We start from the raw sequence: 24385 nt of genomic DNA on the forward strand, positions 1-24385 counted from the left end.
CCCGCCCCCGCCGAGCGTGCCGAGCGCGCCGACAGCGGCGCCATCGACGCGGCCGTGGCTGGCGAGTGGCGCAATGCCGACTTCCGCGAGCGCGACCAGTACCGTCGCCCGGCGCAGACGTTGGCCTTCTTCGGCATCCAGCCATCGCACACGCTTGTGGAGATCACCCCGGGGGGTGGCTGGTACACCGAGATCCTGGCCCCGCTGGTGCGCGAGGACGGAAGCTATGTCGCCGCCGTGGTCGACCCCGAACGCGCGACCAGCGATTCGGCACGCGATTACGCCACGCGCCAGAACGCCCAGCTGCGCGAGAAGCTGGCGGCGCATCCCGAGGTCTATGGTCCGGCCACCGTGCATCCCTACGACCCGGCAGACCCTGTCTTCGGCGAGCCGGGCTCGGCCGATGCCGTCGTGACCTTCCGCAACGTCCACAACTGGCGCATGGGCGGCAACGCCGAGGCCATGTTCCGTGGCTTCTACGATGTCCTGGCCCCCGGCGGCGTGCTGGGCGTGGTCGAACACCGGGCCGAGGGCGCCGTGCCCGATGACGACCGCAGCGGCTACGTCGGTCAGGAGCAGGTGGTGGCGCTGGCCGCTGCCGCGGGCTTCGTGCTTGAGGAGGCCAGCGAGATCAACGCCAACCCGGCCGACACGCGCGACCATCCCAATGGCGTGTGGACGCTGCCGCCCTCCAACCGCCACGACGAGGCCGATGCCGAGCGTTATGCGGAGATCGGAGAGTCCGACCGGATGACGCTGCGATTCCGCAAGCCGCACCAGTAAGCCGTCGCACGCCACGCGCGTGCATGCGATCCTTGCAAGGCCCCCGCCAAGGCGGGGGCCTTTTCGCGAGCGGACCCGCCCCGGATGCTGATTGCCCTGAACAAGCCGTTCGGCGTGCTGTGCCAGTTCACCTGTCGCGAGGTGCCGCCGCGGCCGACCCTGGCCGGGTTCGGCCTGCCCGGCGGCGTGTATCCGGCCGGCGGCTCGACCATGATTCCGAGGGACTGCTGCTGCTCAGTGACGATGGCGGCCTGGCCCATCGCATCACCGACCCGCGCCACAAGCTGCCCAAGACCTACTGGGTGCAGGTCGAGGGCGAGCCCGCGGCAGGCCAGTTGCAGGCGCTCCGCGACGGCGTGGTGTTGAAGGACGGGCCCACGCGGGCCGCCGGAGCCCGGCAGCTTCCCGGCGAGCCGGTGGACCTGTGGCCGCGCGACCCACCGGTGCGGTTTCGAAAGAGCGTTCCGGATGCATGGCTCGAGCTGGTGCTGCGCGAAGGGCGCAACCGGCAGGTTCGCCGGATGACCGCGGCGGTCGGCCTGCCGACGCTGCGCCTGGTGCGCGTCGCCATCGGCCCGTGGACCCTGGGCACGCTGTCCCCGGGCCAGTGGTGCGAACTCGACGCGTCGGCAGCGGCCCGGTGAGCACGTTCAAGGACCACTTCTCCGGCCATGCGCGGAACTACGCGACGGCCCGGCCCGGCTACCCGCCGGCCTTGTTCGACTGGATCGCGGGCCTGGTCGGGCAGCATGCTTTGGCCTGGGACGCAGGTTGCGGCAACGGCCAGGCCGCACTGGCGCTGGCGGAGCGCTTCGAGGCGGTGGTGGCCAGCGACCCGAGCGCCGAACAGATCGCGCAGGCGCCCGCCCACCCGCGCGTCGACTACCGCGTGGAGGCTGCCGAGGACTGCAGCCTGCCGGCATCCAGTGTCGACGTGGCCTGCGTCGCCCAGGCCCTGCACTGGTTCGACCTGCCGCGCTTCTTCACCACGCTGCTGCGGGTGCTCAAGCCTGGCGGCGTGCTGGTCGCCTGGACCTATGAGACCTGTCGCGTGGACCCGGCGGTCGATGCCGTGTTCGACCGGCTCTATCGCGATCGGCTGGGACCCTGGTGGCCACCGGAGCGACAGCTGGTGGAGAGCGGATACAGGGATATCGACCTGCCGCTGCAGCCCCTGGAGCCGCTGCCGGAGCTGTCGATCGAACTGGACTGGACGCTCACGCAGTTCCTGGAGTACCTGCGCAGCTGGTCGGCCAGTGCGCGCTGCCTGCGCGAGACCGGCCGCGATGCCGTCGCCGAATTCGCGCCGGCCCTGGCGGCGGCATGGGGTCCACCGGAAACCAGGCGCTGCGTCGCATGGCCGCTGGCCGTGCGCGCGGGCCGTCGCACGGCTTAGTGCGGCACACGGTCAGGCGCCGGCGGCCGGGCCGGCAATCACTCGGCCCGAGCCGACCGGTCGGGTCAGGCGCTGGCGCTCGGCTGGGCGGAACTGTTGGTCGTCTTCGACGCGGACTTCCGGGCGGGCGACTTGCGCGTGCTGGACTTCTTCGCGGTCGACTTCTTCGCCGTGGATTTGGCGCTGGACTTGCTCGCCGGCGACTTCTTCGCGCTGCTGCGCTTGCGCGCCGGCTTCCTCACCGCCTCGGCCTCGATGACGGCCTCGCGGCGGCGGCGGGTCAGCCAGATCGCCACACCGAGGCCGGCGATGGCGGCGGCCGTCGCCGCGGCAGCCACCGGATGGCGCCGCGTGGTCTGCGTCACCGCGCGCACGCCCTGGCGGGCCAGCGCGAGCTTCGCGCCGACGCTGAGGAAGTTGCGCGCCTCGGGAACCAGCTGGCTCCAGTTGACCGAACCCACGCCGTCCGCAACACGGCGGCCCAGCGCGGTGCCGGTTTCGCCCGCGCGAACCAGGGCCGTTCCCACGGCGCTGTTCAAAATTGTCTTGTCCATGACGTCTCCAAGGGCTGGTTAGCGTTTCACCGACGCTAGCACCGGTTAACTGAACACAACGTCCACTCTCAGGGCTTCGCCCCAAGTACAACGCGGGTCCGCTCGCGGGGCGGACGAGCCCGGCCTCAGGTGCCGCGTGGTTTCGCGCGATGGGTCGCTGTCGCGCTCCAGGGATCCTCGGGCCACGGGTGGCGCGGGTAGCGGCCCTTCATCTCCTTGCGCACCTCGGGATAGGTGCGCGCCCAGAAGCCCTCCAGGTCACGCGTGACCTGCAGTGGCCGACCGGCCGGTGAGAGCAGGTGCAAGGTGAGCGGCACCGCGCCCTCGACGATGGCCGGAGTCCGGGCCAGGCCGAAGAGTTCCTGCAGCTTGACCGCCAGCACCGGCTCGGTGCCGTGCTGGTATTGGATGGGGCGTTGCTGGCCGGAGGGCACGGCCATGCGCACCGGTGCCAGCACGTCGACCTGGCGCTGGCGGTCCCAGGGCAGCAGCGACTTGAGCGCATGGGCGAAGTCGCCCTCGGACAGGCCGTCGAGCCGGGTCAAGCCGGCCAGGGCCGGCTCGAGCCAGTCGTGGAGTCCGGCGAGCAGCGCCTCGTCGGACAGGTCGGGCCAGCCGGCCCCGGGCTGCCAGTCGTGCAGGCAACGAACGCGCTCGCGCCACTGCCGCAGCGCATCGGTCCACGGCAGCACGTCGAGTCCGAGCTGGCGCACTGCGTCCACCAGCGCTTCGGCGAAGCGCGACCGGTCCGGCGTGGCCAGCGGCCTGGATTCCAGGATGATGCGGTCGAAGCGCCGCTCGCGCACCGCGGCAATGCGCCGACGCGGGTTGTCCCACACCACCCGCTCCTCTTCGCGGAAGCGTTCCCTGAACACCCGACGCAGGTGCGCCTCGTCCACCGGCGCACCCCGAAGCAACAGGCTGTCGCGCTCCTCGAAGCGAAGCTCGCTGGCCACCAGCCAGGGTTCGCCGAACAGGGCGGAGTCGTCGAACACGCGCAGGCTGCGGCCGTTGGCCATCTGGTAGCGGCGCGGGTCGTCGGGATGCTGCCGCGCGATCCGGTCCGGAAAGGCGTGGGCCAGCAGGTCGCCCAGCCCGTGGGCGGGCAGGGTGTGCGGCGGTTGCACGGTGATCCGCAGCCGCCGGCGCCAGGCGGCTGCGGCCTGGTCGATCGCCGCCAGGGCACCGCGATGGGCATCGGCAGGCACGCGCCGCTGGCGGAACGCCGCCAGTGCCTGCCAGCGGCTGGCCCAGTCATCGCGCCGCCCGCTGCGTAGCGGGTCGCGTGCCTCCACCAGCGCAGCGAGGTCGCAGGCTATCGCTTGCTCCAGCGGGTCCGTCGCCGCAAGCAGCATGGCCGCCAGGCGCGGATGCGTACCCAGCGACAGCATGCGCCGACCCTTCGCCGTGGGCCGGCCGTCGTGGATCGCGCCGAGGCCAAGCAGCAGGTCGTTGGCGGCGGCCATCGGCCCGGCGGGAGGCGGGTCGACGAAGCGAAGCTCGGCCTGTCCCCAGGTGGCCAGCTCCAGGCACAGCCCGGCCAGTTCCACCTGGTGGATCTCGGCGCGGCGCATCGGCTCCAGCCGCTGCGACTGCGGCCACAGGCGATAGCACCAGCCCGGGGCCACGCGCCCGGCACGACCGGCACGCTGGTCGGCGGACGCCTGCGAGATCGCCACCGGCTGCAGGCGCGAGAAGCCCGAGTTGGGGTCGTAGCGGGGCTCGCGCGCCAGGCCACTGTCGATGACCACGCGCACGCCGGGCAGGGTCACGGAGGATTCGGCGACATTGGTGGCCAGCACGATCCGGCGGCGCCCTTGCGGGTCGGGCGCCAGCGCCTCGGACTGCTGCTGCACCGGCAGTTCACCGTGCAGGGCCAGCACCGCGGCCTCCCCGGGCGCACCAGCCGCGGGCAGGGCCGCTTCCAGCACGCGCTGGGCCTGGCCGATCTCGCGTTGGCCCGGCAGGAACACCAGGATGTCGCCGGGATGGCTGGCCAGGGCGTGTTCGACGCAGCGACGCAGCTGGGCGCCCGAGGCCTCGTCCCGGCGCGCGGCGAAGTGGGTGACGTCGACCGGATGGCTGCGCCCGCGCGACACCAGCCGCGGCGCGTCGAGGAAGCTGGCCAGCTTCTCGCCATCCAGCGTCGCCGACATGACCACCACGCGCAGGTCCTCGCGCAGCTGTCCCTGCACGTCGAGCACCAGCGCCAGGCCGAGGTCGGCGGCGAGGTGGCGTTCGTGGAACTCGTCGAAGACGACCGCCCCGATGCCCTCCAGGGTCGGGTCGTCCTGCACCATGCGCGCCAGGATGCCCTCGGTGACCACCTCGACACGGGTGCCCGGCCCGATACGGTTCTCGAAGCGGATCCGGTAGCCCACCGTGTCGCCGACCGCGTCGCCGCACTGCGCCGCCATGAAGCCGGCTGCGGCGCGTGCGGCGACCCGGCGCGGCTCGAGCATCAGGATGCGGCGGCCCTGCAGCCAGTCGGCGCCCAGCAGGGCCAGCGGCACCTGCGTGGTCTTGCCGGCACCGGGCGGCGCTTCCAGCACCAGGCGCGGATGCCCCTGCAGCGATGCCAGGATGTCGGGCAGCAGGGCGGTGATCGGGAAACCGGGGGAGTTCACGCCGGCCAGTGTAATCGCGCGTGGGCCGCGACTGCGGCCCCGCCGGCGGGTTGATACACTCCGCCGCCGTGATTGCGCAGCAGACCCCCACGATGGAACTCATCGACATCGGCGCCAACCTGGGCCACGAAAGCTTCGACCACGACCTCGATGCGGTGCTGGCGCGCGCGGCGGAACACGGCGTGGGCCGAATGGTCGTGACCGGGGCCAGCCGCGAGGGCTCGCACAAGGCGCTGGCACTGGCCCGGGCGCACCCGGGCCGCCTGTTCGCCACCGCCGGCGTCCACCCGCACCACGCGGTCGAGTACACGGAGGAGGCCGACGCGGAACTGCGTGCGCTGCACTCGCACCCCGAGATGGTCGCGGTAGGCGAATGCGGACTGGACTACTTCCGCGACTTCTCGCCGCGGCACGCCCAGCAGCGCGCGTTCGAGCGCCAGCTGCAGATCGGCGTGGACACCGGCAAGCCGCTGTTCCTGCACCAGCGCGATGCGCATGCGGACTTCATGGCGGTCATGCGCGGCTTCCGCGACCGGCTGGGCCCGGTGGTGGTGCACTGCTTCACCGACACCCGCGAGGCGCTGTTCGACTACCTCGACCAGGACTGGCACATCGGCATCACCGGCTGGCTGTGCGACGAGCGCCGTGGCGAACACCTGCGCGAGCTGGTGCGCCACATCCCCGCGCAGCGCCTGCTGGTCGAGACCGACAGCCCCTACCTGATGCCGCGCACGATCCGGCCCAGGCCCACGCACCGGCGCAACGAGCCGATGTACCTGGCGCACATCGTCGAGGAATTGGCGCGCGATCGCGGCGAGGCGGTCGCGGACACCGCCGCGACCACCACCGCCAACGCCTGCCGGTTCTTCGGCCTGCCCGAAGGCGCGGCGCCGATCAGGGCTTGACCAGCTCCACCCGCCGGTTGCGCGCGCGACCCTCCTCGGTGTCGTTGCTGGCCACGGGCACCGAGGGCCCGACGCCCTGGGCCGTGAGCCGCTCGGCGTCGATGCCGTAGCGGCCCATCAAGGCCAGGCGCACCGCCTCGGCCCGGTCCTGCGACAGCTTCACGTTGTCCTGGAAGTCGCCCTGGCTGTCGGTGTGTCCGACCACGCGCAGCTGCAGCCCGGGCTGGTTGCGCAGAAGCGCGGCCACCTGCTCCAGCGCCGGCGTCGACTCGGCGGTCAGCGTCGCACGCCCGGTGTCGAAGTAGATGCCCTGCAGTTCGATCCGGCCGTCGCGCTCCAGCCCGGCCGCCATTGCGGCGGCGTCGACGCCCACCATGCCGGTCTCCATCGGCGTGGCCTCGAGCACGTGGACGAAGGTCACGTCGGGATTGATGGCGATCGACACATAGGCGTCGACGTCGTTCCAGCGCAGCTTCCCGGTGAAGTAGCGGACATCGCGGGCAACGCCGAGGTTCATTCCGTTGATGCGGTTGAAACCGGGATTGCGGATCGACCCGCATTCATCGCGACCACTGCACTCGTAGTCGACGCGGAATCCCTGCGCCTCCAGCGCACCGCGATAATTGCGCGATATCTCGAGCGTGGAACGGCCCTCGGGGTTGTCGTAGCGCAGGCGCGTGAGCCTGCCCTCCAGGCGTTCGGTCACCACGCTGCGGCCGGGGACGTCGTGCCCGATGATGCGGGCGTATTCGTTGAACGCCTCGGCCTGGCGTTGGCGCAGCACCGAGCCGGCGTAGGGGGTGATCAGCGGATGGTCGCGCTCGGTATCGCCGTTGCCCTGGACCGGACTGCCACGGCTGTCGACGATCTCGACCTCGTTGCCGTCGCGGCGCGCCTGGTCGATGCAGCGCTGGTCGCCCAGCGCGCAGCGCGTGACCCGCCGCGTTTCCTGGTCGGCCCGTCGCTGGACTTCGCTCTCGGCGGCCCGCTCGACCGTCCGCCGCAGCCGGTCACCGAAATTCTGTGCGTACGCGGGAAACGCGAACGCCAACATCAATACACCGCAAATCCCCCACGTGATGGACTTCTCACCCGTGCGCATGTCGACCCACTCCCTTGTGTCCGTGCTGCAGCGACCCCCGTGGTCATGGCAGCGCCGTCGGAAAGGGTAATACGCAGCAAGCGCGTGTGCAGGGACACCGTGGCGCACTCGGTTGCGCCACGGCGCGCCACCCGACGTCAGCCGCGCATGCCCACGCCGCGGTGCAACAGGAACAATCCGAGCCAGCCCAGTCCCACGACGAAGCTGACCATGACCGCGTAGGCCGTCCACAGGGGCACGTCGCTCACGCCCAGCAGCCCGTAGCGGAACGCGTTGACCATGTGCAGGACCGGGTTGAAGTGGCTGGCCGTCTGCGCCCAGCCCGGCAGCAGCGTGACCGAATAGAACACGCCGCCCAGGTAGGTCAGCGGCGTCAGGATGAAGGTCGGGACGATCGCGATGTCGTCGAACTTCTTCGCGTACACCGCGTTGACGAAGCCGGCCAGCGAGAAGATCACCGCTCCCAGCACGACGGTGGATACCGCGATGAGCGGATGGGGCACGCGCACGGTGGTGAAGAACATCGCCACCAGCAGGACCACCGCGCCCACCAGCAGGCCGCGCATCACCGCGCCAAGCACATAGCCGGTGAGGATGACCCAGGAGGGCACCGGGGCTACCAGCAGTTCTTCGATGTGCCGACCGAACTTGGCGCCGAAGAAGCTGGAGCTGATGTTGCCGTAGCTGTTCTGGATCACGCTCATCATGACCAGGCCGGGCACGATGAAGTCCATGTAGTCGAAGCCGCCCATGTCGCCGATGCGGCGGCCGATCAGCGTGCCGAAGATCAGGAAGTACAGCGACATCGTGATGACCGGCGGCACCAGGGTCTGGCCCCAGATGCGCAGGATGCGCGTGACTTCCCGGCGCACGATCGTGTACAGCGCGGTCAGGTTCTCGCGGGCGTGGCCGCTCATGCTTCCGCCTCCTTGGCCACCGCGTCGCGTCCGGCCTGGGTCATGCGCATGAACAGTTCCTCGAGCCGGTTGGACTTGGTGCGCATCGAGCGCACGCGGATGCCGGCCTCGCTGAGTGCGGCGAAGATGCGGTTGAGGTCCATCGAGCGCGGCATCTCCACTTCCAGCGTATGGTCGTCGCGGGTCGAGAACACCGCGCCTTCGACCTGCGGCAGGCCATGCGCGAGCGGCGTCTCGAGGTCGAGCACGAAGGCCTCGACGTCGAGCTTGGCCAGCACCTGCTTCATCGGTCCGTGCTCGACGATGCGGCCATGGTCGATGATCGCCAGGTTGCGGCACAGGCTCTCGGCTTCCTCGAGGTAGTGCGTGGTAAGGATCACCGTGGTGCCGGCGGCGTTGATGTCGGAGAGCAGGTCCCACATGCCCCGGCGGATCTCGATGTCCACGCCGGCGGTCGGCTCGTCGAGGATCAGCAGACGGGGCCGGGTCATCAACGCGCGCGCGATCATCAGTCGCCGCTTCATGCCGCCCGACAGCGTGCGGCCCATCGTGAACGCCTTCGGCCACAGCTGGGCGCGCTTGAGCTCCTCCTCGGCGCGCACCAGGGCCTGGGCGCGCGGGATGCCGTAGAAGCCGGCGTAGTTCACCAGCACGTCGAAGGGCTTCTCGAACATGTTGAAGTTGAGCTCCTGCGGCACCAGGCCGATCAGGCGCATCGCGTCCTCGCGCTGCGCCAGCCGGTCGACGCCGAAGATGCGCACCTCGCCGCTGCTGGCGTTGACCAGCGAGCTGACGATGCCGATCAGGGTCGACTTGCCGGCACCGTTGGGCCCCAGCAGCGCGAAGAAGTCGCCGGGGGCCACCGACAGCGAGACGCCCTTGAGCGCCTCGGTGCCGTTGTCATAGATCTTGCGGAGGTCTCGGACCTCCAGCGCGGGGGTCTGGGTCACGGTCGTTCCGGTTCGCGGGGAGGGGCCGCCGAGCGGGGGCGGCGCAAGCCCGGTAGTATATCGGGCCGCCGGGCCTCGCCCCGTTCGTCCGCGGGACAGTGCGTTGCATGCCGCCCGCGGCACCGCGCCAGGACGCCCGGCCACCGTCGCCCCAGGAGTCCCCGTGCCCGTCCATTTCCCCCTCAAGCTGGTCTCCAGCCGCATGCTGGCCCCGACCATCCGCCACTTCGCCTTCACCCGCGACGATGGCGAGGCGCTGGCCTTCATCCCCGGCCAGTTCGTCCAGGTGCACTTCACCTACGAGGACGGCACGGCGACCAAGCGAAGCTATTCGATCGCCAGCGTGCGCGAAGGCGAGCCGCACGCCGGCGACCTGGTCGAGATGGCGGTGAGCTACGTGCCCGGTGGCGCGGCGACCAACATCTTCGAGCACCTGGCCGAGGGCGACACGATCGAGGCCAGCGGGCCGTTCGGGCGTTTCTGCCTGATGCCCAAGGATGCCAATCGCCGTTACGTGCTCATCGCCACCGGCACCGGCGTGACGCCCTACCGCTCGATGCTGCCGGAGCTAAAGCGACTCATGGACAGCCGCGGCGTCGATGTGGTGCTGCTTTTCGGCGCACGCACGCCCGCCGAACTGCTGTATGGCGATGAGTTCCGCGCGTTCGCGGCGGCCAACCCGGGCTTCCGTTTCATCCCCTGTTTCAGCCGCGAACTCCCCGCCGAGCCCGGGCCGGACGACTTCAAGGGTTACGTGCAGGAGGCCCTGCCACTGCTGCGCCCGGACGCCGAGGGCGACATCGCCTACCTGTGCGGCAACCCGAACATGGTCGACGCGTGCTTCGAGGCGCTCAAGGAGCACGGCTACCCGGTGCCGCACATCCGTCGCGAGAAGTACGTCAGCAGCCGGTGAGGACGGGGCCGCCGAGGGTGCAGTGGACCCACTTTCGTCACGCGCGGGCGCAGCGTGCGTCTGGCAGGGTAGACACAGGCGATTCGCCAAGGAGAACCCGATGCGCATGCTGATCACCGGCCTGGCCCTGCTGGCCCTGCTGCCCCTTCACGCCCAGGCCCGTTCGCTGGGCGGGCTGGATTTCCAAGCCTGCACGCTTGCCACGCTGGGGTCGAGCGCCTCGGTGGAGGCGTACTGCACCACGTTGCAGGTGCCGGAGAACCACGCCGAGCCCGGCGGACGGCAGATCGAACTCGCGCTGGCCTGGGTGCCGGCGCGCGACAGTGCGACGCCGGATCCGGTCTTCATGATCGCCGGTGGCCCCGGGCAATCGGCCCGCGACAGCTACCCCGGGGTGGCGGCCGCGTTCGCCGACATTCGCCGCCAGCGCGACGTGCTGCTGCTCGACCAGCGCGGCACCGGTGCCTCCACGCCGCTGGTGTGCAGCCTGCAGGACCTGTTCGAGGCCGAAGCCGATGCCAGCGAGGCGGCGATGCGCGACGCTGCGCAGGAGTGCCTGGACGACCTCGGCGACGACGTCGATCCGCGCTACTTCACCACCACCGATGCGATCCAGGATCTCGACCTGGTGCGCCAGCGCATCGGTGCCGAATCGATCAACCTGGTCGGCATCTCCTACGGCACACGGGTCGCGCAACAGTACGCCAAGCGCTATCCGCGGCACACCCGCAGTCTGGTCATCGACGGCATCGTGCCGAACGCGCTGGTGCTGGGGGCCGAGCATGCGCGCAACCTGGAATCCACGCTGGATGCCCACTTCCAGGCCTGCCGCGGCAGCCGGCCTGCCATGACGCGTTGGGCGACCCGCGCGCGGTGCTCGACCGGGTACTGGCGCTGGCCGACGCCGGGGACGCCCCCGTCACGGCCTACCGCGACGCCAGCACCGGGGAGGTGCACGAGGAGCGGCTGAGCCGCGGCCACGTGGCCGCCGTGGTGCGCATGTACGCCTATTCGCCGATGACCGCCGCGCTGCTGCCGCTGACCCTGGCCGAGGCGGCCGCGGGTCGGCCCGAACCGCTGCTGGCCCAGGCACGCATGCTGGTGTCCTCGCTCGACCAGCAGATCCACCACGGGATGCAATTGTCGGTGATGTGCACCGAGGACGCCGACGAGATGCAGGCGCGCGAGGAGGATGCCGACACGGTGCTGGGCAACGAGTTGATCTCGATGAGCCTCGCCCAGTGCGCGGTATGGCCGCGTGGCGAACGACCCGCGGATTTCCGTGAGCCCTTGCGCGGTGACCTTCCGGTGCTGGTGCTGTCCGGGGAACTCGATCCGGTGACGCCGCCGCGCTATGGCGACGAGATCGTCGCGCACCTGCCGCGCGGCCGGCACCTGGTGCTGCCCGGACAGGGCCACACGACCATCGGCATCGGCTGCATGCCGAAGCTGACCGCCCGCTTCATCGACACGCTCGACGCGGCCGAACTCGACGCGACCTGCCTGGAGGGCCTGCGCGCGATGCCACCGTTCTCCGGCTTCTACGGATGGGAGCCCTGACATGATCGAGGTCCATGACCTGCACAAGGCCTTCAAGGCCAAGACCGGGACGGTGAAGGCCGTCGACGGGGTGAGCTTCACCGCGCACGACGGCGAGATCACCGGCCTGCTGGGGCCCAACGGCGCCGGCAAGACGACCACGCTGCGCATGCTCTACACGCTGATGCGGCCCGACCAGGGCCACGTGCGCGTGGACGGCATGGATGCGTTCGCCGAGGCCGAGCAGGTGCGCCGACGCCTGGGCGTGCTGCCGGACGCGCGCGGCGTGTACAAGCGGCTCAGCGCACGCGAGAACATCGAGTACTTCGGCCGACTGCATGGCCTCGACGACGCGACGATGCGCCAGCGCCTGGACGCCTTGTCCGAAGCGCTGGGCATGCAGGACTTCATGGACCGCCAGACCGAGGGCTTCTCGCAGGGGCAGCGCACCAAGACCGCGATCGCGCGGGCGCTGATCCACGACCCGCGCAACGTCATCCTCGACGAGCCGACCAACGGACTGGACGTGATGACCACGCGCGGGCTGCGCGAATTCCTGCTGCGGCTGCGCGGCGAGGGCCGCTGCGTGATCTTTTCCAGCCACATCATGCAGGAGGTGGCCGCCCTGTGTGACCGCATCGTGGTCATCGCCCAGGGCCGGGTGGTGGCCCAGGGCACGCCCGACGAGCTGCGCGAGCGCAGCGGCCGGCCGAATCTCGAGGATGCCTTCGTGCAACTGATTGGATCCGAGGAGGGCATGGGCGCATGAATGCGATCGTGACCGTGATGCTCAAGGAGATCCGCGACTTCACCCGCGACCGCCGCACGATGTTCATGGCCCTGCTGCTGGGTCCGCTGGTCATCCCGGTGCTGATCGTGGGCCTGAGCACGATCGTCGACAGGAAGTTCACCCAGCAGCTGGAGAAGCCGCTGGCGCTGCCGGTGATCGGCGCCGAGCACGCGCCGAACCTGATCGCCTGGCTGGAAGGCCAGAACGTCGAGGTCAGCGCGGGGCCCGCGGACCCCGAGGAGGCGATCCGCCAGCAGCTCGAGCCGCTGGTGCTGCGCATCCAGGCCGGCTACGCCGAGCGCTGGCGCGCGGGCGAGCCCGCGATGGTGGAGATCCTCCACGATGCGACCCGGCAGGACAGCCGCATCCCGGTCGAACGGTTGTCGGGGCTGCTGCAGGGCTATTCGCAGACGGTGGGGGCACTGCGCCTGCTGGCCCGGGGCATCAGCCCGGCGGTCGGGCAACCGGTGCTGGTGTCGCGTGTCGACCTGTCCACGCCGGAGGCGCGCGCCGGGCAACTGATGTCGTTCCTGCCCTACTTCCTGATCCTCAGCGCCTTCCTTGGCGGTGCCTACCTGGTCATCGACATCACCGCCGGCGAGCGCGAGCGGCAGTCGCTGGAGCCGCTGCTGGCGACACCGGCCGCGCGCGAGGCGATCATGAGCGGGAAGATCGCGGCGGCCTGCGTGGTCGGCCTGGTCAGCCTGCTGCTGATCCTGGTCGCGTTCAAGATCGGGTTCCAGATCGCACCGGGCATGCGCGACCGGGCCGACGTGTCCGTGCTGGCGATCGCCAGGATCCTCGTGATCCTGCTGCCGATGCTGCTGATCGGCACGACGCTGCTGACCTTGATCGCGTCGAGCGTGAAGTCGGTCAAGGAGGCGCAGAGCTACATGAGCATCCTGATGTTCGTGCCGATCATCCCGACGATGTACCTGCTGATCTCGCCGGTACGCACCCAGGACTGGATGTACGCGGTCCCGTTCCTGGCCCAGAACCAGATGATCACCAACGTGCTGCGCGGCGACCATATCGGCCCGGTGCAGTGGTCGATCTACCTCGCCGCGGGCTTCGGGCTGGGGCTGGCGCTGTGGCTGCTGGCCGCGCGCCTGTACCACAGGGAGAAGCTCGCCATCTCGGCCTGAACCGGCCGGCGCGAGGATGCACGCAAAGGGCCGGGCGGCGACGCCCGGCCCTTTCGCCTGGCGCCTACTTGCCGATGCAGAAGCTCGAGAAGATGCGCCCGAGCAGGTCGTCGGCCAGCATGCGGCCGGTGATCTCGCCCAGCGCTTCCTGCGCCAGGCGCAGTTCCTCGGCGGCCAGCTCGCCGGCGCCGGCGCGAAGTTGGGCAAGGGCGGTGTCGAGGTGCGCTCCGGTGCGCGCCAATGCGTCGACGTGGCGCGCACGGGCGCTGAAGCTGCCGCCGCCTTCGCCGGTGTGGCCGGCCGCCTCGCGCAGCCGTGCGCGCAAGGCGTCCAGGCCCTCCCCGGTGTGGGCCGAAAGCCACAGGTGCCGGCCGTCGGGGCGCTGGAGCTCTCGCGCCGGCATCGCGACCAGGTCGGACTTGTTGTGCAGCCACAGCACCGCGACGCCGGCGGGCAGGTCGGCGGCCACGCTGGCGACGCCGGCGGCCGGGTCGCGCTCGTCCAGCACCGCCAGCACCAGGTCGGCGGCACCGAGTTCGGCGCGGGCGCGACGGATGCCCTCGGCCTCGACCACGTCGGCGCCCTCGCGCAGGCCGGCGGTGTCCACCAGGGTCAGCTCGATGCCGTCGATGCGCACGGTTTCGCGCAGCACGTCGCGGGTCGTTCCGGCGATGTCGGTGACGATCGCCCGGTCGCTGCCGGCCAGCGCGTTGAGCAATGAACTCTTGCCGGCATTGGGCGGACCCAGGATGACCACGTGCAGGCCGTCGCGCAGGCGCTGGCCGCGTTCGGCCTCGGCCATCAGCTGCCGGTGGGTGCGCTGGGTGGCCTCGAGCCGCTCCAGCAGCGCGGCATCGGCGAGGAAGTCGATCTCCTCCTCGGGAAAGTCGATCGCCGCCTCGATCCACACCCGCAGGCCGGTCAATGCCTCGAGCAGCGCCTGCACCCGTTGCGAGAACACACCGTCGAGCGATCGCCGCGCGGCGCGCGCCGCGGCCTCGGAGCCCGCGGCGATCAGGTCGGCCACCGCTTCGGCCTGGGCCAGGTCGAGCTTGCCGTTGATGAACGCGCGCTCGGTGAACTCGCCGGGGCGTGCCGGCCTGCTGCCCAGCGCGTGGCAGCGCCGCAGCAGGGCATCGAGCAGCAATGGTCCGCCGTGCGCCTGGAGCTCCACCACGTCCTCGCCGGTGTAGGAGTGGGGGGCGGGGAAATACAGCAGCAGGCCGTCGTCGATGACCTCGCCGGCAACCTCGCGGAAGCGGGCGTAATGGGCGTGGCGCGGTCGCGGGTCCATCCCCGCCACGGCTTCGGCGATCGTCCGGGCCGCGGGTCCGGAAAGGCGCACGATGCCGACACCGCCCTGCCCGGGGGCGGTGGCGATCGCGGCGATCGTGTCGTTCGCCCCGGCGGGCCGGGGGCCTGTGTGGTTGGAAGCCATGGTCTCGGGGAGTATCGCCGGATCCACCGGTGCACGGGGAGGCGAAATGCACAGGGCCCGCATGAGCGGGCCCTGTGGGTTCGAGCCGGTCGTGCCGGTCAGTCCTTCTTCACCACGCCGTCGTCGCGGCGGGGCCGCCGTGGCGGCGGATCATGTAGTACTGCTGCGCCAGGCCGAGCAGGCCGTTGGTGGTCCAGTACAGCACCAGGCCGGCCGGGAAGAACGCGAACAGCACGCCGAAGGCCAGCGGCATCATCATCATCAGCTTCTTCTGGAACGGATCCATGCCCGGCGTCGGGGTGAGCTTCTGGGTCGCCCACATCGCCACCATGTTGATGATCGGCAGGATGAAGTACGGGTCGCGGTCGGTCAGGCTCTGGATCCACAGGATCATGGTGCGTGGCGGATCTCCACGGATTCCAGCAGCACCCAGTAAAGCGCGATGAACACCGGGATCTGGACCAGGATGGGCAGGCAGCCGCCCATCGGATTGATCTTCTCCTTCTTGTACAGCTCCATCATCGCCATCTGGAACTTCTGCTTGTCGTCGCCGTAGCGCTCCTTGAGCTGCTCGATGCGCGGCTGCACGGCGCGCATCTTGGCGAAGCTCTTGTACTGCATTTCCGAAAGCTTGAAGAACACCAGCTTGATCAGCACGACCAGGCCGACGATCGCCCAGCCCCAGTTGCCGAACAGCCAGTAGAGGTTCGACAGCACCCAGAACAGCGGGCTGGCGAGGATGGTCAGGCGGCCGAAGTCGACCGCGCGCTCGAGCGAGGGGGCCGTCTCGGCGAGGCGGTCATGCAGCTTCGGACCGATCCAGGCGCGGGTGGTGATGACCTCGCTTGTCCCCGGAGCGACCTGCACCCCGCCGCCGAGCTTGCCGGCGATGTAGGCCGGCGCGCCGCTGGGCGCACGGCCCACGCGCATCGACAGCGCCGACGGGGGTGTCGGCGATGCAGGCCGCGGTGAAGTGGTGCTGCAGCATCGCGATCCAGCCGGTCTCGTTCTGCGGCAACCTGGCGCCTTCGCGGGCGAAGTTGTCGAAGCGCACCTTCGTGTAACGCTCGCTGGGCGTGTAGAACGCACCACCGGTGAAGGCGTAGGCCTGCGGGTTGGTGAAGCCCGAGCCGGCGCTGACCGGCTCCACGCGCTGCAGCTGGCAGTACGGCGCACCGATCCACGCGCTGTCGCCGTCGTTGCGCACTTCCTCGCGCACCTGCAGCACGTAGCTGTCGCGCTCCAGGCGGAACACGCGGCGCACGCTGAGGCCGGATTCGTGGGTCCACACGAACGGCACCTCGAGCGCGTCCTGCCCTTCGGCCAGGCGGAAGCTCTGGCTGCCATCCTCGGTGCGGAACGCCTCTTCGTGGCTGGGGCGCACGTCGCTGGCGCTGGTCAGGCCGAACTGCGCCACGAAATAGGTGGCCGGCTGGGTGTCGAGCAGCGCCACCGGTGGTGCGTCGGCGTCGGCGGTCAGCCCGTAGCCCAGCAGTTCCGCACGCAGGATGGTGCCGCCGCGCGGATCGATCTGCAGGTGCAGGACGTCGGTGAACACGTCGACCGGTTGACCGGTCGGGGCCGCTGCAGCCGGAGCCGCCACGTCACCCGGTGCCGCAGGCACCCCGGCGGCATCGGGCGCGGCCGGGGCGGCCAGGCCTTCGGCGCTCGGCACGGTCGAATCCGCCTGGGCCAGCACCGAGGGATCGGCCTGGGTCATCGTCGGGCTGTCGGCCACCACCGGTGCATCGGCGCGGAAGTGGTTGTCCCAGGCCTGCCACAGCAGGAAGGCGACGAAAATCCAGGCGAAGATCAGGAAGGTGCGGGTCTGGGTCATGGGGCGTCAGGCTCTCGCCAGGGCGCGGTCGGCGCCACGGCGTCAGGAATCGGCGGATGGGTCGACCCCGTCGGCCCCGGTCGGGGGCGCGGCGGAGGACGCGAAGTCGGTCATTGTGCCGGGCGCGGCAGTGGGCTTCAACGACACCAGCTTCGCGAACAGCCTTTCGAGGTCGTCGCGGATGGCGGTGTTGTCGGCTTTCGCCGCTTCCGGGCGCGCCACCAGCACGACATCGCCACGCGGGAGATCGGCCGCGGCGACGCGAAAGGCATCGCGGCACACGCGCTTGACCCGGTTGCGCACCACCGCGCGCTTGTCCACGCGTTTGGAGACGGACACGCCAAGGCGCACCGGACCGTCGGGGTCGGCGCGGAAGTGCATGCGGAAAAGCTGCCCATGGTGACGCCGGCCCTCGCTGAAGGCCTGCTGGTACTCGGGCGGTGAATGCAGCCGGGCGCTGGGCGGGAAGCCGTGGCCGGGCGGGGAGTCGGGCGTGCGGTTCATCGACGCCGTGGGCCTTGTCGGGGTTCGCCGGGGATCGCGACGCTGCTCTGCGCAGTGTGCGTTCCCTGGCGGTCGGGCGATCCGGAACAGGACCGGCCCGGGGCTGCTCCGGGCGCCGGAAGGGGCGACCGAAGCGACAGGCGCGTCAGACCGCGAGGCGCTTGCGACCCTTGGCGCGACGGCGGGCAAGGATCTTGCGGCCATCGGCGGTGCTCATGCGGGACCGGAAACCATGGTCGCGCTTGCGCTTGAGATTGCTGGGCTGGTAGGTGCGCTTGGTGGCCATGTCGGCCCTCCGGATATAAATGCGGACGGAAAGACCGACAAATATAGCTGTCGGCACGAGCCCCGGTCAAGTCGATTCCCGTTGGCAGTCCATCGGGGTGCCGCGTAGACTGCTGGGTTCCCGATCCAATGCCTGTCGTGCGACGCCTTGGCGCGTCGCCTGGAGCACCGTACGTTGATGACTTCCCCTTGGCCCTTGTGCCTTGAACGCCTGGAGGCCGAACTGCCGGCCGAAGAGGTGCACACCTGGCTCAAGCCGCTGCAGGTCCAGCCGCGCGGCGAAGGTTTCGCGCTTCTGGCCCCGAACGCGTTCGTGGTCGATGAAGTGCGCGAGCGCTACCTGCCGCGGATCCAGGAACTGGTGGACCATTTCGCCCCGCAGGCGGGCATGGTGGCGGTCGAGGTCGGCAGCCTCAAGCGCGCCGTGGAAGCCGTCGCGCTGCGCCAGGACAGCGCCCCGGCGCCCAGCGCGCCGCGCCGGCCGGTGGTCGAGTCGGCCTTCGTCGGCACGCTGGACCCGCACTACAACTTCGCCAACTTCGTCGAGGGCCGCTCCAACCAGATGGCCCGCGCCGCCGCCTGGCAGGCCTCGCAAAAGCCCGGCGACCGAGCCCACAACCCCCTGCTGCTCTACGGGGGCACCGGCCTGGGCAAGACCCACCTGATGTTCGCGGCCGGCAACCAGATGCGCCAGGACAACCCCGGCATGCGCGTGGCCTACCTGCGCTCGGAGCAGTTCTTCTCGGCGATGATGAAGGCGTTGCAGGAAAAGTCGATGGACCAGTTCAAGCGCCAGTTCCAGTCGGTGGACGCGCTGCTGATCGATGACATCCAGTTCTTCGCCGGCAAGGACCGCACCCAGGAGGAGTTCTTCCACACCTTCAATGCGCTCTTCGACGGCAAGCAGCAGATCATCCTGACCTGCGACCGCTACCCGCGCGAGGTCGAGAACCTGGAGCCACGCCTGAAGTCGCGCCTGGCCTGGGGCCTGAGCGTGGCGATCGACCCGCCGGACTTCGAGACACGCGCCGCGATCGTGCTGGCGAAGGCGCACGAGCGCGGCATCGTGATGCCCGAGGAGGTGGCCTACCTGCTGGCCAAGCGCATGCGCTCGAACGTGCGCGACCTCGAGGGCGCGCTCAACACGCTGGCGGCGCGCGCCAACTTCACCGGGCGCACGATCACCGTGGAGTTCGCCCAGGAAACGCTGCGCGACCTGCTGCGCGCCCAGCAGCAGGCGATCAACATCTCAAACATCCAGAAGACCGTGGCAGACTACTACCAGCTGCGCGTGGCGGACCTGCTGTCGAAGCGGCGGACCCGCTCGCTGGCGCGTCCGCGGCAGATGGCGATGGCCCTGGCCAAGGAACTCACCGAGCACAGCCTGCCGGAGATCGGCGACGCGTTCGGGGGGCGCGACCACACCACCGTGCTGCATGCGAACCGGGTGATCCGCGAGCTGCTGACCACCGACGGGAAGATGCACGAGGACTGGGACAAGCTGATCAGGAAGCTGACCGAATAGACGGGGGACGGGGGAGCGCACAGGCTGTGGACAACATGGGGATGTTTTGGAGGGCCCGAAACTATCCACAGACTGTCCACCGGACCAGGGGCCGCCACCAACCGAGTTAGCAAGCAAGAAAAAGCGTTTTGATTCAACCGGTTAGAGTGCTTATCCGATGGTTTTGCGCCCTACCACCACCACCATCAGATAAGTTATTCAACATTTGGACTAGGGGATACGCATGCGTTTCAGCCTTCAGCGCGAAGTCCTGCTCAAGCCGCTGCAGCAGGTCGTGAACGTGGTCGAGCGACGGCAGACCCTGCCGGTGCTTTCCAATCTTCTGGTCAGCGTCGCCGACGGCCGCGTGTCGTTGACCGGCACCGACCTGGAAGTGGAGATGATCGCCAGGGCCAGCGTCGAGGATTCCACCGACGGTGAAACCACGATTCCCGCCCGGAAGCTGTTCGAGATCGTCCGGGCACTTCCCGACGGCAGCCGGGTGTCGGTCGCCCAGGAAGGCGAGAAGGTCACGGTCAAGGCCGGCCGCAGCCGGTTCACGCTGGCCACGCTGAGCGCGAACGAGTTCCCCTCGGTCGAAGACCTCGACCTGGTAGAGCGCATCCGCGTGCCCGAAGCGGGGATGAAGGAGCTGATCGAGCGCACCGCCTTCGCCATGGCGCAGCAGGATGTCCGCTATTACCTCAACGGCCTGCTGCTGGACCTGCGCGAGGACGCCCTGCGCTGCGTGGCCACCGATGGCCACCGCCTGGCCCTGTGCGAACTGGACCTGGAAGCCGGCGCCCAGACCCGCAAGCAGATCATCCTGCCACGCAAGGGCGTGCTGGAACTGCAGCGGCTGCTGGAGGCGGGCGACCGCACGCTGGAGCTCGAAGTGGGCCGGAACCACCTGCGGGTCCGCCACGAGGATGTCACCTTCACCTCGAAGCTGATCGATGGTCGGTTCCCCGACTACGACGCGGTGATTCCGATCGGCGCCGACAAGGAGCTGACCATCGACCGCGAGGTTCTGCGGGCCGCATTGCAGCGCGCCGCGATCCTGTCGAACGAGAAGTACCGCGGGGTCAAGCTGGAGCTCAGCCCGGGCCAGCTGCGCATCGTCGCGCACAACCCCGAGCAGGAAGAGGCGCAGGAGGAGGTGGAGGCGGAAACCACCGTCGACGGCCTGTCGATCGGCTTCAACGTGACCTACATGCTCGAGGCGCTCTCCGCGCTGCGTGAGGAGAAGGTCGTCATCAACCTGCGCGACGCCAACTCCTCGGCCCTGATCCGCGAGCAGAGCAATGCGCGCAGCCGCCACGTGGTCATGCCGCTGAGGCTGTGATCGGCGTGGGCAATCAACGCGCACCGACATCGCCCGGCTCCTGCCGGGCGTTGCCGTTTCAGGGTCGGGGGCAGCGATGCAGCTGACCCGGTTGCGGCTGGACCGGTTCCGTGGCTTCGAGCAGGCCGAGTGGCGGCCCGGGCCGGGGTTCAACCTGGTCCTTGGTGAGAACGGGGCAGGGAAGACCAGCCTGCTCGAGGCGGTGCATCTGCTGGGCCATGGCCGCAGCTTCCGGGGCCGAGTCCGCGACGGCCTGGTTCGGCACGGCAGCCCGTCCCTCGAGGTATACGCCGAATGGTTCGACGGGCAGCAGCGGGCGCATCGCGCCGGCATGCGGCACAGCGGGTCCAGCTGGGAGGCACGCCTTGATGGGGAGTCGGTCGCCACGCTCGCCGAGCTGTGCGCCGCCCTGGCGATCGTCAGTTTCGATCCGGGCAGCCACGAACTGATCAGCGGCGGGGCCGAGCACAGGCGACGCTTCCTGGACTGGACCTTGTTCCACGTGGAACCCGATTTTCTCGAGACGTGGCGTCGCTTCTCCCGCAGCCTGCGCCAGCGCAACGCTCTTCTGAAGACGCAGCCCCAGGAGCGGCAGCTCGACGCCTGGGACGATGAGCTGGCCGAGGCGGGCGAACGCCTGAACGCATTGCGCGAGCAGCAGGTAGCGCAGTGGGAGCCGCTGTTGTTCGCCGAACTCGCGTCCAGCCTGCCCGAGCTCGGTCCGCCGCGTCTCGTCTTCATCCCGGGTTGGCGTCGCCAGGAACGCAGCCTGCGGGTTTCGTTGGCGGCGGGGCGGGAGCGGGACCTGGCGCTCGGCTACACGGCGAGTGGCCCGCACCGCGCCGACTGGCGGGTCGAGTTCGAAGGCTTGCCCGGGCGGGACGGATTGTCGCGCGGCCAGACCAAGCTCCTGGCGCTGGCCGCGACCCTTTCGCAGGCGGCACAGTTCGCCGGGGGGCGCGACGAGTGGCCGATCATCGCGCTCGACGACCTGGGTTCGGAGCTCGACCGCGAGCACCAGGCGAGGGTCCTTTCGCGCCTGGCCGCCACGGGCGCCCAGCTGCTCATGACCGGCACCGAGGCGCCCACCGGACTGGAGGCGGCCGGCATCTCGCCGGCGGTGTTCCACGTGGAACATGGCCGGGTGGGCCCCGCCTGAGCCGGCCACCAGGCCGTCCCGACAGGAGCGCGGACGGGGTGTCGCGCGTGTCCGCAAGGCAGCCCGCCGACCCCCGCGAAGCGCTATAATCGGGCGATCCTTCCTGGCAACCCAGCCGCCGGCTCCGGCAATGGCGGCCTCCGGGCCTGCGGCCGCTCCGGCCAGCTCCATCGCAGCATAGAGGTTGTATGACCGACGACAAGACCAGCTACGACTCCAGCAACATCACCGTCCTGCGCGGACTCGACGCGGTTCGCAAGCGTCCGGGCATGTACATCGGTGACGTGCATGACGGCACCGGCCTGCATCACATGGTGTTCGAGGTGGTCGACAACGCGATCGACGAGGCGCTGGCCGGTCACTGCGACAAGGTCATCGTGACGCTGCATTCGGATGGTTCCTGCTCGGTGCAGGACAACGGCCGCGGCATCCCGGTCGACATCCACAAGGAGGAGGGCCGTTCGGCGGCCGAGGTCATCATGACCGTGCTGCACGCCGGCGGTAAGTTCGACGAGAACAGCTACAAGGTGTCCGGCGGCCTGCACGGCGTGGGCGTCTCGGTGGTCAATGCGCTGTCCTCGCACCTGTGGCTGGACATCTGGCGCGAAAACACCCACTACCGGCAGGAGTACGAGCTCGGCGTGCCGATGTACCCGCTCAAGGAGCTTGGTCCGGCCACGCGCCGCGGCACCCAGTTGCGCTTCCTGCCCAGCGCCGAGATCTTCAGCGACGTCGAGTTCCACTACGACATCCTGTCGAAGCGGCTGCGTGAGCTGTCCTTCCTGAATTCGGGCGTGCGCATCGAGCTGGTCGACGAGCGCGGCGAGGGCAAGCACGACGTGTTCGAGTACGAAGGCGGCATCCGCAGCTTCGTCGAGCACCTGGCCCAGCTCAAGACCCCGCTGCACCCGCACGTCATTTCGATCATGGGCGAGGCCAACGGCATCACCGCCGAAGTGGCGCTGCAGTGGACCGACTCCTACCAGGAGACGATGTTCTGCTTCACCAACAACATCCCGCAGAAGGACGGCGGCACGCACCTGGCCGGCTTCCGCGCCGCGCTCACGCGCACGCTCAACAACTACATCGATGGCAGCGGCATTGCCAAGCAGGCCAAGATCAGCCTCTCCGGCGACGACATGCGTGAAGGCCTCATCGCGGTCCTGTCGGTCAAGGTGCCGGACCCGAGCTTCTCCTCCCAGACCAAGGAGAAATTGGTCAGTTCGGAGGTGAAGCCGGTAGTTGAGAGCATTTTGTCGACACGTTTGCAGGAGTTCCTTGAGGAGCACCCGAACGAGGCCAAGGTCATCGCGGAAAAGGTGGTCGACGCCGGCCGCGCCCGCGAGGCCGCGCGCAAGGCCCGCGAGCTGACCCGCCGCAAGGGCGCGCTGGACATCGCCGGCCTGCCGGGCAAGCTGGCCGATTGCCAGGAGAAGGACCCGGCGCTGTCGGAACTGTTCATCGTCGAGGGCGACTCCGCCGGCGGCTCGGCCAAGCAGGGCCGCAACCGCAAGACCCAGGCGATCCTGCCGCTGAAGGGCAAGATCCTCAACGTCGAGCGCGCGCGCTTCGACCGCATGCTGGCCTCGGCCGAGGTCGGTACGCTGATCACCGCGCTGGGCACCGGCATCGGCAAGGACGAGTACAACCCGGACAAGCTGCGCTACCACCGCATCATCATCATGACCGATGCCGACGTGGACGGCAGCCACATCCGCACCCTGCTGTTGACGTTCTTCTACCGGCAGATGCCGGAGCTCATCGAGCGTGGCCACATCTACATCGGCCTGCCGCCGCTGTACAAGATCAAGCAGGGCAAGAACGAGCTCTACATCAAGGACGACCAGGCGCTCAACGCCTACCTGGTCAACAACGCGATCGAGAACGCCGAGCTGCGGGTGTCGGACTCGGCGCCGCCCGTGAGTGGCGCGGCGCTCGAAGCGTTGATGCTGCGCTACACGCAGGCCCACGAGACCATCCAGCGTCACGCCCATCGCTTCGATGCGCAGGTGCTCGAGGAGATGCTGGACCTGCCGCCCCTGGACGAGGCGCTGTTCGCCGACGCCGGTCGCGCCAATGCCTGGGTCGAGGCGCTGCAGTCGCGCCTGAACGCGACCGGGCTGGGCCGGGCTCGCTATTCGCTCCGCATCGACCTTGGCGACGCCGAGCAGCCCGGGGCACTGGTTCTGGAGAAGCGCCACCACGGCCTGACCCACGCCCAGGTGCTGCCGGCAAACGCCTTCACCGTCGGCGAATTGCGCCCTGTCGCCAAGCTCGCCGCTGAACTCGACGGACTGATCCAGCCCGGCGCGATCGTGACCCGTGGAAGCCGCAGCCAGGCGATCACCCGCTTCGGCCAGGCCCAGGCGTGGTTGCTCGACGAGGCCAAGCGGGGCCGCACGATCCAGCGCTTCAAGGGCCTGGGTGAGATGAATCCGGAGCAGCTTTGGGAGACCACGGTCAATCCGGAGTCGCGTCGCCTGTTGAAGGTGCGCATCGAGGACGCGGTCGCTGCCGACCAGATCTTCTCCACGCTGATGGGCGACGTGGTCGATCCGCGCCGGGCCTTCATCGAGGACAACGCGCTGAAGGTCAGCAACCTCGACATCTGACTCGTTCGCCGGCCGCCGCCGGGAGCGGCGCGACGCGGTGCCTCCCGTATACTGGCGCGGGGTCGCACCGGCGGCCGGCC

Annotated in this window: 23 protein-coding genes and 1 pseudogene; 13 read left to right on the top strand and 11 right to left on the bottom strand. The window is 69.6% G+C overall.

Going from position 1 to position 24385, the window contains the following annotated elements:
* The 3 genes and pseudogenes from FU658_RS11025 to FU658_RS11035 all read left to right on the top strand — a co-directional run.
* Window positions 1–783: class I SAM-dependent methyltransferase (locus tag FU658_RS11025; protein WP_147892137.1), on the top strand; the 783-nt coding region annotated here is incomplete at its 5' end.
* A gap of 84 nt (window positions 784–867) precedes the next feature.
* A pseudogene (locus tag FU658_RS11030) lies at window positions 868–1427 on the top strand (pseudouridine synthase).
* A complete protein-coding gene (locus tag FU658_RS11035; RefSeq protein ID WP_222708431.1) occupies window positions 1424–2179 on the top strand; it encodes a class I SAM-dependent methyltransferase in 756 nt (251 codons plus the stop codon). Before FU658_RS11030 ends, FU658_RS11035 begins: the two are co-directional and overlap by 4 nt.
* A gap of 65 nt (window positions 2180–2244) precedes the next feature.
* On the opposite strand, the gene FU658_RS14495 is transcribed toward FU658_RS11035, so the two are convergent.
* Both FU658_RS14495 and hrpB read right to left on the bottom strand, forming a co-directional pair.
* The gene (locus tag FU658_RS14495) at window positions 2245–2733 is read right to left on the bottom strand and encodes a hypothetical protein (RefSeq protein WP_187266070.1); all 489 of its coding nucleotides are present in this window, start codon (window positions 2731–2733) and stop codon (window positions 2245–2247) included.
* Between the two features lie 125 nt (window positions 2734–2858).
* Entirely contained in the window at window positions 2859–5360 is a 2502-nt protein-coding gene (gene hrpB / locus FU658_RS11045; RefSeq protein WP_147892139.1) for an ATP-dependent helicase HrpB, read from the bottom strand.
* 92 nt (window positions 5361–5452) lie between these two features.
* Here hrpB and FU658_RS11050 point away from each other — a divergent pair, with 92 nt between their 5' ends.
* Window positions 5453–6265 (top strand): TatD family hydrolase, encoded by an 813-nt coding sequence (locus FU658_RS11050; RefSeq protein WP_147892140.1) that lies wholly within the window; start codon window positions 5453–5455, stop codon window positions 6263–6265.
* On the opposite strand, the gene FU658_RS11055 is transcribed toward FU658_RS11050, so the two are convergent.
* From FU658_RS11055 to FU658_RS11065, 3 genes are all read right to left on the bottom strand, one after another.
* Window positions 6255–7319, bottom strand: a complete 1065-nt coding sequence (locus tag FU658_RS11055) for an OmpA family protein (protein WP_147892141.1) — start codon at window positions 7317–7319, stop codon at window positions 6255–6257. The genes FU658_RS11050 and FU658_RS11055 overlap by 11 nt on opposite strands.
* Window positions 7320–7504: 185 nt before the next feature.
* Complete coding sequence (locus FU658_RS11060; protein WP_147892142.1) at window positions 7505–8284, bottom strand: ABC transporter permease; 780 nt, start codon at window positions 8282–8284, stop codon at window positions 7505–7507.
* Entirely contained in the window at window positions 8281–9234 is a 954-nt protein-coding gene (locus FU658_RS11065) for an ABC transporter ATP-binding protein (RefSeq protein ID WP_255505558.1), read from the bottom strand. Before FU658_RS11065 ends, FU658_RS11060 begins: the two co-directional genes overlap by 4 nt.
* Window positions 9235–9397: 163 nt before the next feature.
* Here FU658_RS11065 and FU658_RS11070 point away from each other — a divergent pair, with 163 nt between their 5' ends.
* The 5 genes from FU658_RS11070 to FU658_RS11090 all read left to right on the top strand — a co-directional run bounded on the left by FU658_RS11070 (window position 9398) and on the right by FU658_RS11090 (window position 13621).
* Entirely contained in the window at window positions 9398–10147 is a 750-nt protein-coding gene (locus FU658_RS11070; RefSeq protein WP_147892144.1) for a ferredoxin--NADP reductase, read from the top strand.
* A 100-nt stretch (window positions 10148–10247) separates the two neighbouring features.
* Window positions 10248–11117 (top strand): alpha/beta fold hydrolase, encoded by an 870-nt coding sequence (locus tag FU658_RS11075; protein ID WP_147892145.1) that lies wholly within the window; start codon window positions 10248–10250, stop codon window positions 11115–11117.
* Window positions 11021–11707 carry an alpha/beta hydrolase gene (locus FU658_RS11080; protein ID WP_147892146.1) on the top strand — a complete coding sequence of 229 codons (687 nt, stop codon included), beginning with the start codon at window positions 11021–11023 and terminating at the stop codon, window positions 11705–11707. The genes FU658_RS11075 and FU658_RS11080 overlap by 97 nt, the downstream gene beginning before the upstream one ends.
* Before the next feature lies 1 nt (window position 11708).
* Entirely contained in the window at window positions 11709–12455 is a 747-nt protein-coding gene (locus tag FU658_RS11085; protein WP_147892147.1) for an ABC transporter ATP-binding protein, read from the top strand.
* Window positions 12452–13621, top strand: coding sequence for an ABC transporter permease (locus tag FU658_RS11090; protein ID WP_147892148.1), 1170 nt, complete (start codon window positions 12452–12454; stop codon window positions 13619–13621). Before FU658_RS11085 ends, FU658_RS11090 begins: the two co-directional genes overlap by 4 nt.
* A 64-nt stretch (window positions 13622–13685) precedes the next feature.
* Here FU658_RS11090 and mnmE read toward each other — a convergent pair whose 3' ends face one another.
* The 6 genes from mnmE to rpmH all read right to left on the bottom strand — a co-directional run bounded on the left by mnmE (window position 13686) and on the right by rpmH (window position 17686).
* A complete protein-coding gene (mnmE, locus tag FU658_RS11095; RefSeq protein ID WP_147892149.1) occupies window positions 13686–15059 on the bottom strand; it encodes a tRNA uridine-5-carboxymethylaminomethyl(34) synthesis GTPase MnmE in 1374 nt (457 codons plus the stop codon).
* A 109-nt stretch (window positions 15060–15168) separates the two neighbouring features.
* A complete protein-coding gene (locus FU658_RS15395; protein ID WP_255505559.1) occupies window positions 15169–15453 on the bottom strand; it encodes a YidC/Oxa1 family membrane protein insertase in 285 nt (94 codons plus the stop codon).
* Window positions 15450–15926, bottom strand: coding sequence for a membrane protein insertase YidC (gene yidC / locus FU658_RS15400; RefSeq protein ID WP_255505560.1), 477 nt, complete (start codon window positions 15924–15926; stop codon window positions 15450–15452). The genes FU658_RS15395 and yidC (FU658_RS15400) overlap by 4 nt, the downstream gene beginning before the upstream one ends.
* Window positions 15859–16896 (bottom strand): membrane protein insertase YidC, encoded by a 1038-nt coding sequence (yidC, locus tag FU658_RS15405; RefSeq protein WP_255505561.1) that lies wholly within the window; start codon window positions 16894–16896, stop codon window positions 15859–15861. Before yidC (FU658_RS15405) ends, yidC (FU658_RS15400) begins: the two co-directional genes overlap by 68 nt.
* A gap of 42 nt (window positions 16897–16938) precedes the next feature.
* Entirely contained in the window at window positions 16939–17400 is a 462-nt protein-coding gene (gene rnpA / locus FU658_RS11105; protein WP_187266071.1) for a ribonuclease P protein component, read from the bottom strand.
* 145 nt (window positions 17401–17545) lie between these two features.
* Window positions 17546–17686, bottom strand: coding sequence for a 50S ribosomal protein L34 (rpmH, locus tag FU658_RS11110; protein WP_147892151.1), 141 nt, complete (start codon window positions 17684–17686; stop codon window positions 17546–17548).
* Between the two features lie 177 nt (window positions 17687–17863).
* On the opposite strand from rpmH, the gene dnaA reads away from it, so the two are divergent.
* The 4 genes from dnaA (at window position 17864) to gyrB (ending at window position 24305) form a co-directional block, all read left to right on the top strand.
* Window positions 17864–19210, top strand: coding sequence for a chromosomal replication initiator protein DnaA (gene dnaA / locus FU658_RS11115; protein ID WP_147892152.1), 1347 nt, complete (start codon window positions 17864–17866; stop codon window positions 19208–19210).
* A gap of 223 nt (window positions 19211–19433) precedes the next feature.
* The gene (gene dnaN / locus FU658_RS11120) at window positions 19434–20534 is read left to right on the top strand and encodes a DNA polymerase III subunit beta (protein WP_147892153.1); all 1101 of its coding nucleotides are present in this window, start codon (window positions 19434–19436) and stop codon (window positions 20532–20534) included.
* Window positions 20535–20610: 76 nt separating this feature from the next.
* Window positions 20611–21693, top strand: coding sequence for a DNA replication/repair protein RecF (recF, locus tag FU658_RS11125; protein WP_147892154.1), 1083 nt, complete (start codon window positions 20611–20613; stop codon window positions 21691–21693).
* 188 nt (window positions 21694–21881) lie between these two features.
* Window positions 21882–24305 carry a DNA topoisomerase (ATP-hydrolyzing) subunit B gene (gene gyrB, locus FU658_RS11130; protein ID WP_147892155.1) on the top strand — a complete coding sequence of 808 codons (2424 nt, stop codon included), beginning with the start codon at window positions 21882–21884 and terminating at the stop codon, window positions 24303–24305.
* Window positions 24306–24385: the final 80 nt, after the last annotated feature.

Origin of the sequence: Alkalisalibacterium limincola (genome assembly GCF_008017755.1) — a bacterium.
GTDB lineage: Bacteria > Pseudomonadota > Gammaproteobacteria > Xanthomonadales > Xanthomonadaceae > Alkalisalibacterium > Alkalisalibacterium limincola.

What these genes read in the sequence shown, in the direction of transcription:
- FU658_RS14495 (WP_187266070.1), bottom strand. Translation starts at nt 2,733, where the DNA reads ATGGACAAGACAATTTTGAACAGCGCCGTGGGAACGGCCCTGGTTCGC.
- FU658_RS11050 (WP_147892140.1), top strand. Translation starts at nt 5,453, where the DNA reads ATGGAACTCATCGACATCGGCGCCAACCTGGGCCACGAAAGCTTCGAC.
- FU658_RS11055 (WP_147892141.1), bottom strand. Translation starts at nt 7,319, where the DNA reads ATGTTGGCGTTCGCGTTTCCCGCGTACGCACAGAATTTCGGTGACCGG.
- FU658_RS11060 (WP_147892142.1), bottom strand. Translation starts at nt 8,284, where the DNA reads ATGAGCGGCCACGCCCGCGAGAACCTGACCGCGCTGTACACGATCGTG.
- FU658_RS11075 (WP_147892145.1), top strand. Translation starts at nt 10,248, where the DNA reads ATGCGCATGCTGATCACCGGCCTGGCCCTGCTGGCCCTGCTGCCCCTT.
- FU658_RS11085 (WP_147892147.1), top strand. Translation starts at nt 11,709, where the DNA reads ATGATCGAGGTCCATGACCTGCACAAGGCCTTCAAGGCCAAGACCGGG.
- FU658_RS11090 (WP_147892148.1), top strand. Translation starts at nt 12,452, where the DNA reads ATGAATGCGATCGTGACCGTGATGCTCAAGGAGATCCGCGACTTCACC.
- mnmE (WP_147892149.1), bottom strand. Translation starts at nt 15,059, where the DNA reads ATGGCTTCCAACCACACAGGCCCCCGGCCCGCCGGGGCGAACGACACG.
- FU658_RS15395 (WP_255505559.1), bottom strand. Translation starts at nt 15,453, where the DNA reads ATGATCCTGTGGATCCAGAGCCTGACCGACCGCGACCCGTACTTCATC.
- yidC (WP_255505561.1), bottom strand. Translation starts at nt 16,896, where the DNA reads ATGACCCAGACCCGCACCTTCCTGATCTTCGCCTGGATTTTCGTCGCC.
- rnpA (WP_187266071.1), bottom strand. Translation starts at nt 17,400, where the DNA reads ATGAACCGCACGCCCGACTCCCCGCCCGGCCACGGCTTCCCGCCCAGC.
- rpmH (WP_147892151.1), bottom strand. Translation starts at nt 17,686, where the DNA reads ATGGCCACCAAGCGCACCTACCAGCCCAGCAATCTCAAGCGCAAGCGC.
- dnaA (WP_147892152.1), top strand. Translation starts at nt 17,864, where the DNA reads ATGACTTCCCCTTGGCCCTTGTGCCTTGAACGCCTGGAGGCCGAACTG.
- dnaN (WP_147892153.1), top strand. Translation starts at nt 19,434, where the DNA reads ATGCGTTTCAGCCTTCAGCGCGAAGTCCTGCTCAAGCCGCTGCAGCAG.
- recF (WP_147892154.1), top strand. Translation starts at nt 20,611, where the DNA reads ATGCAGCTGACCCGGTTGCGGCTGGACCGGTTCCGTGGCTTCGAGCAG.
- gyrB (WP_147892155.1), top strand. Translation starts at nt 21,882, where the DNA reads ATGACCGACGACAAGACCAGCTACGACTCCAGCAACATCACCGTCCTG.